The following is a 13,179-nucleotide window of genomic DNA, read 5'->3' as shown; positions in this document are numbered from 1 at the left end:
AGAAATTCATTGCAGCAGTAACAGTTATCAGCGCCATCAATGGGCTGGCTGCAAGAACTTCAGGTCCGACGGCGAATCCAGCGGATAATGCTGCACAGTGCGCTGCAACATTCCGCTCGCGGCATCCCGCTCTACCACCACGATTTCATTGCTCTTCTGGTTGGCGATCAGCACGAAGCGGCCGCTCGGGTCGAGGGTGAACTCACGCGGGTGGTCCCCTTCCACAGAACGCCGTTGCACCTGCTTCAACCCGCCTTCGTGGTCCACTGCATACACCACCAGCTCGTTGACCGTGCCACGGTTGGCCACATAGAGGAATTTGCCGTCTGGCGAAAGGTGCAACCCGCCGCCAGCGCCAGTGGCCGGCTTTTGCTCGGTGGCCAGGTCGTGCAATTGGGTGCGCACCAGGTTGCCCGCCTGCCACTTGAAGCTGGCGACCTGCGCGGGCATCTCCAGGGTGAGCCAGGCATGTTCGCCGCTGGCGTCGAATAACAAATGGCGCGGGCCGCTGCCCGGGGGCAACGCTACGGCGGCGGGGTTGGCCGGGCTAAGCGGTGCGGTCGCCTTGCCTTGGGCACGGTAGACAAACACTTTGTCCGCGCCCAGGTCGCTGGAGTACACGAAGCCGTGGTTACTTACCGTGGAGTGAACATGGCCGCTGGCCTGGCGCTCGGGGTTGACCTTGCTCGGTGCGTTATGGAACTGCTGAGCGACCTCGCCCAGGGTGCCGTCCGCGGCCACGGGCAATACCGCCAAGCTGCCGCCGGGGTCCGGGTGGACCGCATAGTTGGAAACGAACAACCACTTTTCATCCGCGCTGAGGCTGGCGTGGGTGGGCTCATCGCCCTTGCTCTGCACCTGGTTGATCAGGGCAACCTCATGGGTGGCGGGATCGATACGGTAGCTGCTCACGCGGCCGACGGTATCTTTCTGCCCAGGGCCGTTCTCGTTCACCACGAACAGCTGGCTCTGCGCCTTGTTCAGCACCAGCCAGGAAGGGTTGTCGGCCTTGATTACCTGAACCGGCGCGCTGGCGAGCTGGCCGCTCTGGCTATCGAAGCTCAGGCGATAAAGGCCTTCGCTACTGCCTTGGGTATAGGAGCCGACCAACAGGTCGTAGGTGGTGGCTTGGGCAAGGGAGGAGCCAAGGGCGGCTCCGGCAAGGGTAAGCGACATCAGCACTCGCAGCATGAAATAAACCTCTTGTGAAGACCGTGCTTGCACGCAAAAGTTGATCTCAGGCCACGAACCGCATCAGGCCTGATCGTCATCGTCGTCGGCAGCGAACGCCTCGAGTAAGCGCAGCCGATGCACTGCATCGGACCCCTGGATTTCCCAAAGATCGCTTTCGCTGACGAAGCGCGCGGCGGCCACTTGTTCGGGGCTGAACCGCCATTGGCGTTCGTCGCGGCCATCCATGCACACGATGGTCAGGCCGTCGCTGCCCAGGGCGAACTCGAATGCATAAAGGTCATCGATGATGACCATGTCGGTGGCGTCGAGCGCCTCGGCTAGGGGCTGGGTCATGGGCGGCTCCGCATAGATAGAAGGGCGCATTCTACCTGCGCGAAGCGCTGCTCGCGCGCCCACTTCAGGGCGAGCTCAAAGCACCCCTACCCCACCCGGCGCGAACACCGCTTCGGCGTGGCGGATGCCATTGACCAGCGGCTCGCCGAACGCCTCCAGGCTGATCTCGAAGCGGTCGCCAGGGCGCGCGCTGATGCCATCGGCGAACGAGAGGGTCGCGGTGCCGAAGAAGTGCACGTGCACATCGCCCGGCCGCAGGAACTGGGCGTATTTAAAGTGATGGAATTCCAGGTTGTCGAAGCTGTGGCACATGTTCGCAGCGCCGCTGAGAAACTCTTTTTCCCACAGCACCTGACCATCGCGATGGATACGGCTGAGGCCGGCCAAGTGCTCGGGCAACGTGCCAACCCGCAGTTCCGGGCCGAAGGCGCAGGCGCGCAGCTTCGAATGGGCCAGGTACAGGTAGTTCTTGCGCTCCATCACATGGTCGGAGAACTCGTTGCCCAGGGCATAGCCCAGGCGGTAGGGGCGGCGATCCGGGCCAATCACGTAGAGCCCGGCCAGTTCAGGCTCTTCCCCGGCATCCTCGGCGAAGGGCGGCAGCGGGAAGGCCGCGCCCGGGCGCACGATGATGCTGCCGTCTCCTTTGTAGAACCATTCGGGCTGTATGCCTGCCTCCCCGGCGGGTGGCTTGCCGCCCTCCACGCCCCACTTGAACACCTTCATGCTGTCGGTGATCGCCGCGTCGTCGTGGGCCTGCTGGTGCATCTTGTCGCGGGTGGCGGCGCTGCCCAGGTGAGTAAGGCCGGTGCCGGTGACCAACACGTGGGCTGGGTCTGGGTGGTCCAGGGGCGAGAGGATCCGCTGCTCGTCGAGCAACTGGCGATAACTCAAGCGCTCGCCGCGCTGGCAGCGCTGCGCCTGGGTCGCAAGGTCACTGCCTTCGGCGATGGCGTGCAGGGCCAGTTCGCGGGTACTGCCCACGTTAGCAAGGACCTGAACTTGATCGCCTTCCACCACGCCTACCTGGCGGGCTCCCTCAGCGGTTTGCAGTTGTACTAGGCGCATAACGGTCTCTCTCCGGGCAATTCAAGAGCGCGCGCTGGCAGCGAAGGCTTCGGCCGGCAACGCATGGCGCCGCTCCAGCACGCGGTAAACGATGAACGTGAGCACCAGGCCGAACAGCATCACCCCGGTGAGGAAATACAGGCCACTGGCGAGCTGGCCGGTCGCCTCCTTGAGCGCGCCCACAACGAAGGGCCCTAGGTAACCGCCCAGGTTGCCCACCGAGTTGATCAAGGCGATACCCGCAGCGGCGCTAGCACCGGCGAAGAAGCGGCCGGGCAGCGTCCAGAACACTGCGGTGCAGGAAAACAACGCAAACGCCACCACGCACAACGCCGCCAATTGCAACGCCGGGGCGGCCAGCCAAGCGGCGCCGAACATGCCCCCGGCACCAAGCGCATAGAGCACCGCCAGGTGCCCATAGCGGTCGTTCAGGCGATCGGAACTACGCGGCACCAGCAGCAGGCCGACGATGCCGAACACATAAGGCACTGCGGAAACGAAACCGGTGGCCAGGTCGCTGCCACCGAACTGCTTGATCAAGGTGGGCAACCACAGGCCAAGGCCATAGATGCTCAGGGTCACAGGCAGGTAGAACAACGCCAGCAGCAATACGCGGGGGTCTTTCAGCGCACGCAACGGGTTGCCGTGGCGGGTCTGGCCGTATTCACGCAGGTCTTTTTCCAGCTCGCCGGTTAGCCAGGTTTTTTCTTCGGCACTCAGCCATTTCACCTGCTGCGGGCCATCGGGCAACCAGCGCAGCACCGGCCAGGTGAGCAGCACCGCTGGCATGCCAATCACGATAAACAGCCACTGCCAGCCGTGCAGCCCCAGCACACCTTCCAGGCCCAGCAGGCCGCCGGACACAGGGCCGGTGATCATCATGGCGATGGGTTGCGAGAGGATAAACAGGCCGAGGATTTTGCCGCGGTGGCGGATGGGGAACCACTGGGTGATGTAGTACAGCACGCCAGGGAAGAATCCGGCCTCGGCCGCGCCGAGCAGCAGGCGCATGGCGTAGAAACTATAAGGGCCCTGGATGAACGCCATGCCAATGGTGATTACACCCCAGGTGATCATGATGCGGGCGAACCAGCGCCGCGCGCCGAAGCGTTCGAGCATCAGGTTGCTGGGGATTTCCAGCAGAAAGTAACCGATGAAGAACAGGCCCGCCCCCATGCCATAGGCTGCATCACCAATGCCCACGTCGGCGCCCATGTGCAGTTTGGCGAAGCCGACCGCGGAGCGATCCACGTAAGCGACCAGGTAGAGCAAAACGAGAAACGGGATCAGTTTGAAGGTGATGCGCCGGATAAGCCCGAGTTCCTGGCTCATGGTGACGGTCTCCAATTGTTGTTTTTATGGAAGCTGTCTGGAATGCGGCTTTGCGGCGGGCGAAGGCCGAGAAAAGCACTCAGGCTGAAGTCGACTATATAGTATTACTATTTAACCAACAAGCTCTTCCATTATCCCGAGATGCAGCCTATTTTAGAAAGCGTGCGATGCCATTAGTCTTACAATAAGAGAGCCTGACATGTCCGAGAAAAAACCTTCCCTGCGCTCGGCCCAATGGTTTGGGACCAACGACAAGAACGGCTTCATGTACCGCAGTTGGATGAAGAACCAGGGCATCGCCGACCATCAATTCCATGGCAAGCCGATCATTGGCATTTGCAACACCTGGTCCGAACTCACGCCTTGCAACGCGCACTTTCGGCAGATTGCAGAACACGTCAAACGTGGAGTTCTAGAAGCTGGCGGCTTCCCGGTGGAGTTCCCGGTGTTCTCCAATGGCGAGTCCAACCTGCGGCCCACGGCGATGCTCACCCGTAACCTGGCCAGCATGGACGTGGAGGAAGCGATCCGCGGCAACCCGGTGGACGGCGTGGTACTGCTCACTGGCTGCGACAAAACCACCCCAGCTCTGTTGATGGGCGCCGCCAGTTGCGACGTGCCGGCCATCGTGGTCACCGGCGGGCCCATGCTCAACGGCAAGCACAATGGCCGCGACATCGGCGCCGGGACCATCGTTTGGCAAATGCATGAAGCTTACAAAGGCGGGTTGATCGGCCTGGATGAGTTCCTCTCCGCCGAAGCCGGCATGTCTCGCTCCGCCGGCACCTGCAACACCATGGGCACGGCTTCGACCATGGCCTGCATGGCTGAATCCCTGGGTGTGTCGCTGCCCCATAACGCCGCGATCCCCGCGGTGGACTCGCGCCGCTATGTGCTGGCGCATATGAGCGGCATGCGCGCGGTGGACATGGTCAAGGAGGACCTTCGCCTGTCCAAAGTGCTTACCCGCGCAGCCTTCGAGAACGCCATCCGGGTGAACGCTGCCATTGGCGGCTCCACCAATGCGGTGATTCACCTCAAGGCCATCGCCGGGCGCATGGGGGTGGACCTGGAGCTGGACGACTGGACCCGCGTGGGCCGCGGCACACCGACCCTGGTGGACCTGCAACCCTCGGGGCGCTTCCTTATGGAGGAGTTTTACTACGCTGGCGGCCTGCCGGCGGTGCTGCGCCGGCTGGGGGAGAACAACCTGCTGCCTAACCCGGAGGCACTCACGGTCAACGGCAAAAGCCTGTGGGAGAACGTGAAGGCCGCGCCGATCTATGGCAAGGATGAAGTGATCCGCGCCATCGATAACCCCTTGGTCGCCGACGGCGGCATCTGCGTGTTGCGCGGCAACCTGGCGCCCAACGGCGCGGTGCTCAAGCCCTCGGCCGCCACCCCCGCGCTGATGCAGCACCGTGGCCGCGCCGTGGTGTTCGAGAACTTCGAGGCCTACAAGGCGCGGATCAACGACCCGGACCTGGACGTGGACGCGACCTCCATCCTGGTGATGAAGAACTGCGGGCCCAAAGGCTACCCAGGCATGGCCGAGGTCGGAAACATGGGCCTGCCCGCCAAGTTGCTGGCCCAGGGCGTGACCGACATGGTACGGATTTCCGACGCCCGCATGAGCGGCACCGCCTACGGCACCGTGGTGCTGCACGTAGCCCCCGAGGCCGCCGCCGGTGGGCCGCTGGCCGCCGTGCAGGAAGGCGACTGGATCGAGCTGGACTGCGCCACGGGCCGCCTGCATCTGGACATCAGCGACGAAGAGCTTGCCTCCCGCCTTGCTGACTGGCAGCCGGAGGCCAGCAATCTAATCCCGGGTGGCTACCGGCAGTTGTACGTGGAGCATGTGATGCAGGCGGATCAGGGGTGTGATTTTGACTTTTTGGTGGGGTGCAGGGGGGCGGAGGTGCCGCGGCACTCGCATTGAGTGGGCGGGGCGCCCCGCCACCGTGTGGGAGCGGGCTGGCTTGCGAATGATCCGCACATTCCAAAGTTGGACAGTGAGGTTAGGCTACCCGCATCGATTCGTTAGGGGGTTCGGGGCTAATACATGCCCGCGCCGTCAACCGATCTTCAAGGCGTAGTGCTTGCGAACGTGCTGATTGATATAGGTGGTCAAGCCGGTGCCGCGCTTAGCAAGGCGTTGCATCTCCTGCACAGCTGCAAGGCCTGGTCGGTTAGCGTCGTACAGGTACAGGGTTGCCCGGTCCGCGAAGCGCAGAGTAATGCTGTCACCCTCGATAAGGTAGGCAACGACGCCGCTGTTTCCATTGGGGCTTGCATATGGAAGCATCGCGGCAGCCGGATTCGGTGTGCCTTCGGCACCTGGCTTCGGTTCTATCCGTGGGCGGGTGCCCTGCTCTGCATCTTGGATGGCCCGGTCGACTTTCCGTAGCCAGCTGGAAAAGTCTTCTGGGTTCAATTCCTTTGTGAATTGCCTCTGTTGGCTGAGATAGCCTTCTTCCCACGCGACGCGGGTAATGGTGGGCATTTTTGAAATGTAATCGCTAGTCTCTTTCAAACCACTACCTCTATTCGACCACATCGCCAATTCGGCGATAAAGCCAAGGCCAGGGTTATCCCTGCTTAGCTCCCCCGGGCCATTAGGGTTCTGTTCAGCAGCCTTCAATGCTCGCTCTATCTCTATCATCACCTCGTCCAGACGCTCTTCATCCGCCTTTTTAATTAACTCACGATGCCTCATAGCGCTGCATCAACTAAGGATCTATCGTGTTTGTTTTCAAGTGATTTCGGATTATGCAGCGCGGCAGTGTAAATAGCGTCCGCCTTGGCTTTGCTCAGATGTTGCGCCGCCACCTCGGCATCCAAAATCCTTCGAAAATACGTTTGCGCCCTTACATTTCTGCTGGATTTTTTCGTATCGTGCTGCATATTCCCGAATGCCAAACCGCTACTTCCGGTTGAAAAACTCGATTTGTATGGGTTGGTTCGCGCTACCTCTCCGCTTTTCACCGCCAGGAATACATAGGCCTTTAGGAATTCCGCTGTAGGTGCTTTTTTATCGCCTGATTGCTCTTTAGCCTTTTCGTTCATTACGACTCCTTAGATGGTAAACAAGCAAACGACCATGCCTGCTTACCCCAAGTGTGCGCGCGTGATTACCTACCGTGTAGGCGGAATAAATCCCTATTAACTTGTAGCTCGTAAAATTTCTGCAAAAACCCAGGGGGTTTTCGTCAATGGAAGTACCTGGCAAAGCCATCTATTCGAAGCTCAGCATCCAGCCCTGAAAGTTAGAGGCCTGATGCAATAACTTGATTTTCTTTTACTGGCACCAAACGATTTCTTATTATTCCCGAGCAAACATAGTGTCACAAAACCTGCGACTGCAAGCCTTTCTGCAGATCGGGAGTTATGGTCAAATACTTCCCATCACACAATCAAGGCGCGCGCATGAAGACGCTTCCGTATTTTGCCACCATCATCTTTTCGACGTCAGCTATCGCCAATGAAAGTGAAGAACTGGCTTTTTATTATCAGCTTGGTTACACATTAGAAGAAGTCGCCGACATAAACCGGCCAGAGGCACTTGAAACGTTGGTCTCAATTAGAAAATCCCAACGCATGCGGGGGCACTTGGAAAGTTGTGAAACCATTTACCACCTGGCCGACGAAACCGGACAAAGTGTCGCCTATGGTTCTATCTGTAAAACCGACCAAGCTAACCTCAAAGGGTTCTTCTGTTGGGATAAGGGTGGCCAGCATTTTGGGTATGCAAACAGGCGCCATGGGGCAAGTAGCGACTGGATGGGCGACAGTATTCTTCATGGGTGTGGCGGGGCGCTAGTGCCCGAGCCGGATCATAGAGAAAAGATCGATGGCGTCGAACTCGTTCCCACCAGGGACGGATGGGCACTGCCAGAGGTTGGATGGGGCGAAAAACGCCCCGTGGTGACTATGCTTTACCATGACCTCAAACGCCTCGGCTTTGACATATCTCCACGTTGCGATCCAATACGTTTGATCAGCCTCGGTGAGGAAGGAAACAACTATTATGGAGCGACCTGCAAAATCGATGCTGCAAATCACGAGGCTGTTATCTGCCTTGATAATCTGGCCGAAAATTTTGGTATTTTCACTCGTCATCAAAAAACATCAAAGTGGACTGAGCTTACCATGTACAGGTTTTGCTGGAGCGACTGACGTATCGTTTGCATCACCAATCAACAGCGCCCACCTAAAAGCTTACGAAATAAACATATGAAAATTGCTCTGTACTTTCTAACCGCCATGTTCACTACATCGGCAATGGCTCGGTTATTTGAAGACAAGCCCTTCTATGCGCAAGCTGGCTATATTCTAGAGAAGCTTCCGGAAGCACGTGAACCAGGCGCACTGGCGCCTTTGGGTTCCAGCAAAGAATTCAAACGCATGCTGGGGCTTAAGCGAAGTTGCGAAGCCGTTTACCACCTATCCGATGCAGCAGGGGAAAGTGTTGGCTATGGTTCCATTTGCAAAACCAGCCATAAGAACGAGAAGGGATTCTTCTGCTGGGATTTAACAGGGCAACACTTCGGCTATGCGCGAAAGCCTTATGGAGCAGACGCTGCGTGGATAGGTGATAGCATTCTTCATAGTTGTGGAGGGAGGCTGGTACCTGATGCGGATCAGAGTACCGACGAGGTTGATTCCATCGATGAATGGACCATGCCGGAGCTTGGATGGGGCAAAAGGCGCCCGGTGCTAACCATGTTGAGATCAGATATCGAAGACCGTGGCTTCGACATACCCCTTAGGCACTGCAACAAGATCCGTTACCGATGGCTTGGTAGGGAAAAAAACACTGCTTACGGCGCGATCTGTGAGATCGACGAGGCAGGTAAAAAAGCTTTGATCTGCTTTGATCATCTGGTCGGGCACTTAGGCTTGTTTACCCGCTATGAAGATACCTCCAAGTGGGTGGAATACACGATCTACAGGCACTGTTGGGGCGGCTAGTTTAGCCTCTCAGGGTGAGCCCCTACCAACGCCACCCTTCGGCATGCAACCCGCTTTGCGCTATCATTGCCGCTTCGCCCGCGCAGATGCCGATACCCCATGGATTACCGCAAACCCTCCGAACGCAAGAGCATGCACGCAAGGATCGTTCAGGAGCTGGGCATGCAGATCGTTTCTGGCCGGTTTCTACCGGATCAAAAACTCCCGCCCGAGGCATCGTTGTGTGAAGACTACGCCGTCAGCCGCCCGGTGTTGCGCGAGGCTACCCGGGTGCTGGTCGCCAAGGGGCTGGTGTATTCGCGCCCGCGGGTGGGCACGGTGGTCAAGCAACGACGTGAATGGCATCTGCTCGACCCAGACGTGCTCAATTGGGTGATGCAGACCACCCCGCAGACTGAATTCTTCGCCTTGCTGACCAGCGTGCGGGCAATCATCGAGCCGGCGGCTGCTGCCCTGGCCGCCCAGCACGCCACCGCCGAAGACGTCGCCGCCATTGGCGAGGCATACCAACGGATGGAACAGGCGCAAACGCCGGACGCGTTGCTGCAGCCGGACCTGGACTTCCATAGCCGCATCTTCGACGCCACCCACAACGACCTGCTCGCGCATTTGTGCAACATGTTGGCCGTGGCCCTGCGCGAAGCCTTGCGCCATTCCAACCAGCGGCCGAATTCGCACGAGTTCGCCATGCCGCGGCACAGGGCGATCCTTACCGCCATCGAAAGCCGCGATCCGCTGGCCGCGCATCATGCCGCCCTGGTGCAGCTGGACGACGCCCGCCATGCGTTGAGCGTGGTGTTGGGGCAGAAGCTCGGCCTGTAGGGTAGCCTTGCCGGCGATCGCATTGTGAATGGGGCGAAGGCGCCAGCCGGCGAACCCGGCTGGCGCCTTCGCGAACGGGTCAGTTCCCCGCCCGCCTCACCACCAGGAACCGCGCCAGTGCCGGCAGCAGCCAGAGCGCCCCGAACATGTTCCATAGCAGCATGAAAGTGAGCATCAGGCCCATGTCCGCCTGGAACTTGATGGCGGAGAACATCCAGGTAGCCACACCGATCGCCAGGCACAGGCCGGTGAACAATACGGCTTTGCCGGTGGAGCGCAGGGTTTGGTAATACGCCTCCTGCAGCGGCATGCCGGCGCGCAGGAAGCTCGATAGGCGGCTGTAGATATAAATACCGTAGTCCACGCCAATGCCCACCCCGAGGGCAATCACCGGCAGGGTGGCTACCTTTACCCCTATCCCCATGGCGGCCATCAAGGCATTGCCCAACACCGAGGTCAGCACCAGCGGCAGGATGATGCATAAGGTGGCAGCCAGGGAACGGAAGGTGATGAAGCACATGATCGCGACGCACAGGTACACCAGGCCGAGGATGATCATTTCCGCCTGGGCAATCACTTCGTTGGTGGCCGCTTCCACCCCGGCGTTGCCCGCCGCCAGCAGGAAACTCAAGCCCTCGCGGTCGTGCTCGGCGGCGAAGGCCTTGACCGTGGCCGTCACGGCCTTGAGGGTCTGGGCTTTGTGGTCGTTGAGGAACACCAGCAGCGGGGCCAGCGAGCAGTTGGCGTTATACAGGCTATCGGCACGGGCGATGGAGTTGTTCAACACATCCTGGTTGCGCGAAAGGCTCTCCCATTTCAGGCTGCCTTCGTTCATGCCCTTGATGACCTGCTTGGACACCGTGACCAGCGACACCGCGGACTGCACCCCGGGGGTGCCTTGCAACGCCCAGCTCAGGTCGTCGATCGCCGCCATCACCGGGTAGCTGGAACACTGTTCGGCGCCGGTTTTCACCATCACCACCAGCACGTCGGAGCTGGTGGAGTAATGCTCGATGATAAAGCCGTTGTCGCGGTTGTAACGCGAATCCGCCCGCAGCTCGGGGGCACCTTGGTCAAGGTCGCCGATCTGCAGGCGCTGGCTGTACCAAAGCCCGGCGCCGAAGGCGAGCAGCGCCAGCAGCAACGAGATTGGCGCCACCTTCGGGCTGGCAAAGCCGGACAACACCCGCCAGAAACGATGATCGCGATGCGCATCGCGCCGGCTGCGCTCGATCGCCTTGCCACTGATGCCGGCGTAGGAAATCGCCACCGGAAGCAGAATGAGGTTGGTGAAGACGATGACCGCTACGCCCACCGACGCCCCTATGGCCAGCTCGCGGATCACCCCGATGTCGATCACCAGCAGGGTGATGAAGCCCACGGCGTCAGCCAGAATGGCGATCATGCCCGGTAAAAAAAGCTGCCTGAAGGTTCGCCGAGCCGCGATCAACGCGTTGTCCGCGTTGCCGGATTGCAAGGCGATGCCGTTGATTTTCTGCACCCCGTGGGAAATGCCGATGGCAAAAATCAAGAACGGCACCAGCATCGAATACGGGTCCAGCCCGAAGCCCAGGGCATGCATCAGCCCAAGCTGCCATACCACCGCCACCAGGGTCGCCAACAGCACCGCCACCGTACTGCGCACGCAGCGGGTGAAGGCCAGCAGCAGCACCAGGGTCACGGCCAACACCACGGCAAAGAACGCTACCACCATCACCAGCCCATCGATCAGGTCGCCAACCTTTTTGGCGAACCCAACGATATGAATCCGTACATGGGGGTTCTGCGCTTGGTACTTGTCGCGCACCTTGGCTTCGAGTTCATGGGACAGCTGGCGATAGTCGAGCTGCAACCGCTTGCTGGGGTCTTGCGGGTCGGCATATTGCTCCAGCAGCGGCACTTCTACGATGGTCGAGCGAAAATCGTTCGCGACCATACGCCCCACTTGCCCGGACTTGAGCACGTTGTCGCGCAGGCGGTCGAGGCTGGCGGGGGACCCGTCATAGCTGGGCGGGATGATTTCGCCGCCGGCGAAGCCCTCTTCGGTGACTTCGGTCCAGCGCACGCTCGGGCTCCACAAGGACTTAAGCCCTGCGCGGTCCACGCCAGTGAGGTAGAACAGCTCATCGTTGACCTCACGCAGCGTTTCCATGTAGCCGGCCTGGAAGATATCCCCGTCGGTGGTTTCCACCGAAACCCGCAGGGTATTGCCCAGGTTGGCCAGGTCGTTACGGTGGGCCATCATGTTCTGGATGTACGGGTGCCCCAGGGGGATCATCTTCTCGAAGCTGGTTGAGGGGCGAATCTGCAGGGCCTGCCAGAACAGCACCACGCTCGTCAGCAGGCATAACCCGATCACCACCAGGCGATGGTCGAAGATCAGCCGCTCCAGCAGCCCTGGCTTGGCCTCGATCGGTGGCGGAACAGTCGCTTGGTTCATTGCATGCCCTCCCCTTTACCGCTGCTGTCGGCCCGCCTGGCGCCACCCTGCCCTACCAGCCAGAGTTCACCCTTGGGGGCCTGCACGACTGCCGCCAGCGCTTGCCGGTCGGGGCGGATGAAGGCGCTGAAACTGCGCCCGTCATCCTCACTGTGCAGCACAGTGCCGGCGTTGCCGACGATCACCAGGCTGCCGTCGGCGAGCAAGGCGCCGCCGGCCAGGCCGCTGTCCACTCGCGTTTCAGCGCCGCCCAGCGGTACCAGCTGCCAGCTGTCGCCGCTGTCGGTGGAGCGCAGAAGGTTACCGCGCAAGCCATAGATCAACAGCGTTCCGGGCTCTCGAGTGGCCAGCACGCCGAACAACGAACCCTGGTAGGGGCTGTCCAGGTGCTCCCAATGTTCGCCGGCGTCTCGCGACCGGAACAGGGTGCCCTGCTCGCCGACGATGAACAGGCTGCCGTCGCCGCTGGCGCCTATGGCGTTGAGGTGCAGCTGGTCGGGGTTGTCCAGCCGCTCGCTGGCATCGTCCCAGTGGGCGCCACCGTCGGTGGTCACCAGCAGCTGGCCGTAGGCGCCAATGGCCAACCCGCGGTCGGCATCGGCGAACCATAGGTCCAGCAGCGGCGCCTCTCTGGCGGGGTCGTCATGCTGCACTTGCCAATGTTCTCCGCCGTCGGTGCTGGCGAGCACCTGCGAGTCATGGCCCACCGCCCAGCCGTGCTGGGCATCGGTGAAGAACACCGCGGTCAGCAGGGCATGGCTGGGCACTTGCCCCAGGCGCCAGTGCTGGCCCTGGTCATCGGACAACAACACTTGGCCGCGGTCGCCCACGGCGACCAGCCGTTCACCGGCGGTGGCGATGTCCAGCAGCAAGCCATGGAGGGCCCGTTCAGGGGTATCGGAAGCGGCTACAGGCTCGGCGGCAGGTGCCGCACCAGCCAGCAGTGGGAACAGTAGCGAAAACGCGAGCAGAAGGGTTTTCCCCATGAAGCCATTCCTGTTTTATTTTTTGTTAGTTGG

The 13,179-nt window shown here is 60.6% G+C and carries 12 protein-coding genes; 4 read left to right on the top strand and 8 right to left on the bottom strand.

Annotation, left to right across the window (positions count from 1 at the left end; all coding sequences use genetic code 11):
- Window positions 1-36 precede the first annotated feature (36 nt).
- The 4 genes from OGL93_RS19730 to OGL93_RS19715 all read right to left on the bottom strand — a co-directional run bounded on the left by OGL93_RS19730 (window position 37) and on the right by OGL93_RS19715 (window position 3,927).
- Window positions 37-1,191 (bottom strand): lactonase family protein, encoded by a 1,155-nt coding sequence (locus OGL93_RS19730; RefSeq protein ID WP_263264598.1) that lies wholly within the window; start codon window positions 1,189-1,191, stop codon window positions 37-39.
- A gap of 63 nt (window positions 1,192-1,254) precedes the next feature.
- Window positions 1,255-1,527: a DUF5629 family protein gene (locus tag OGL93_RS19725; protein WP_263264597.1), complete on the bottom strand. Its 273-nt coding sequence runs from the start codon at window positions 1,525-1,527 to the stop codon at window positions 1,255-1,257.
- A gap of 75 nt (window positions 1,528-1,602) precedes the next feature.
- Window positions 1,603-2,595 (bottom strand): AraD1 family protein, encoded by a 993-nt coding sequence (gene araD1 / locus OGL93_RS19720; RefSeq protein WP_263264596.1) that lies wholly within the window; start codon window positions 2,593-2,595, stop codon window positions 1,603-1,605.
- Window positions 2,596-2,616: 21 nt separating this feature from the next.
- Complete coding sequence (locus tag OGL93_RS19715; RefSeq protein WP_263264595.1) at window positions 2,617-3,927, bottom strand: MFS transporter; 1,311 nt, start codon at window positions 3,925-3,927, stop codon at window positions 2,617-2,619.
- Window positions 3,928-4,126: 199 nt separating this feature from the next.
- On the opposite strand from OGL93_RS19715, the gene OGL93_RS19710 reads away from it, so the two are divergent.
- A complete protein-coding gene (locus OGL93_RS19710) occupies window positions 4,127-5,866 on the top strand; it encodes an IlvD/Edd family dehydratase (RefSeq protein WP_263264594.1) in 1,740 nt (579 codons plus the stop codon).
- A 135-nt stretch (window positions 5,867-6,001) separates the two neighbouring features.
- Here OGL93_RS19710 and OGL93_RS19705 read toward each other — a convergent pair whose 3' ends face one another.
- Together OGL93_RS19705 and OGL93_RS19700 are read right to left on the bottom strand one after the other, a co-directional pair.
- Window positions 6,002-6,643 carry a hypothetical protein gene (locus OGL93_RS19705; RefSeq protein ID WP_263264593.1) on the bottom strand — a complete coding sequence of 214 codons (642 nt, stop codon included), beginning with the start codon at window positions 6,641-6,643 and terminating at the stop codon, window positions 6,002-6,004.
- Window positions 6,640-6,993 carry a hypothetical protein gene (locus tag OGL93_RS19700; protein ID WP_263264592.1) on the bottom strand — a complete coding sequence of 118 codons (354 nt, stop codon included), beginning with the start codon at window positions 6,991-6,993 and terminating at the stop codon, window positions 6,640-6,642. Before OGL93_RS19700 ends, OGL93_RS19705 begins: the two co-directional genes overlap by 4 nt.
- 360 nt (window positions 6,994-7,353) lie before the next feature.
- Here OGL93_RS19700 and OGL93_RS19695 point away from each other — a divergent pair, with 360 nt between their 5' ends.
- From OGL93_RS19695 to OGL93_RS19685, 3 genes are all read left to right on the top strand, one after another.
- A complete protein-coding gene (locus tag OGL93_RS19695; protein ID WP_263264591.1) occupies window positions 7,354-8,103 on the top strand; it encodes a hypothetical protein in 750 nt (249 codons plus the stop codon).
- A 57-nt stretch (window positions 8,104-8,160) separates the two neighbouring features.
- On the top strand, window positions 8,161-8,898 hold the full coding sequence (locus tag OGL93_RS19690; protein ID WP_263264590.1) for a hypothetical protein: 738 nt from the start codon (window positions 8,161-8,163) through the stop codon (window positions 8,896-8,898).
- A 99-nt stretch (window positions 8,899-8,997) separates the two neighbouring features.
- A complete protein-coding gene (locus tag OGL93_RS19685; protein ID WP_263264589.1) occupies window positions 8,998-9,720 on the top strand; it encodes a FadR/GntR family transcriptional regulator in 723 nt (240 codons plus the stop codon).
- Between the two features lie 79 nt (window positions 9,721-9,799).
- On the opposite strand, the gene OGL93_RS19680 is transcribed toward OGL93_RS19685, so the two are convergent.
- Together OGL93_RS19680 and OGL93_RS19675 are read right to left on the bottom strand one after the other, a co-directional pair.
- On the bottom strand, window positions 9,800-12,160 hold the full coding sequence (locus tag OGL93_RS19680; protein ID WP_263264588.1) for an MMPL family transporter: 2,361 nt from the start codon (window positions 12,158-12,160) through the stop codon (window positions 9,800-9,802).
- A complete protein-coding gene (locus OGL93_RS19675) occupies window positions 12,157-13,146 on the bottom strand; it encodes a YCF48-related protein (protein ID WP_263264587.1) in 990 nt (329 codons plus the stop codon). The genes OGL93_RS19680 and OGL93_RS19675 overlap by 4 nt, the downstream gene beginning before the upstream one ends.
- Window positions 13,147-13,179 lie beyond the last annotated feature (33 nt).

Origin of the sequence: Pseudomonas sp. RIT-PI-S (assembly GCF_025642975.1) — a bacterium.
Taxonomy (GTDB): Bacteria; Pseudomonadota; Gammaproteobacteria; order Pseudomonadales; family Pseudomonadaceae; genus Aquipseudomonas.
The sequence above is the reverse complement of the archived record's forward strand: the minus strand, read 5'-3'. Positions and strand labels throughout refer to the sequence as shown.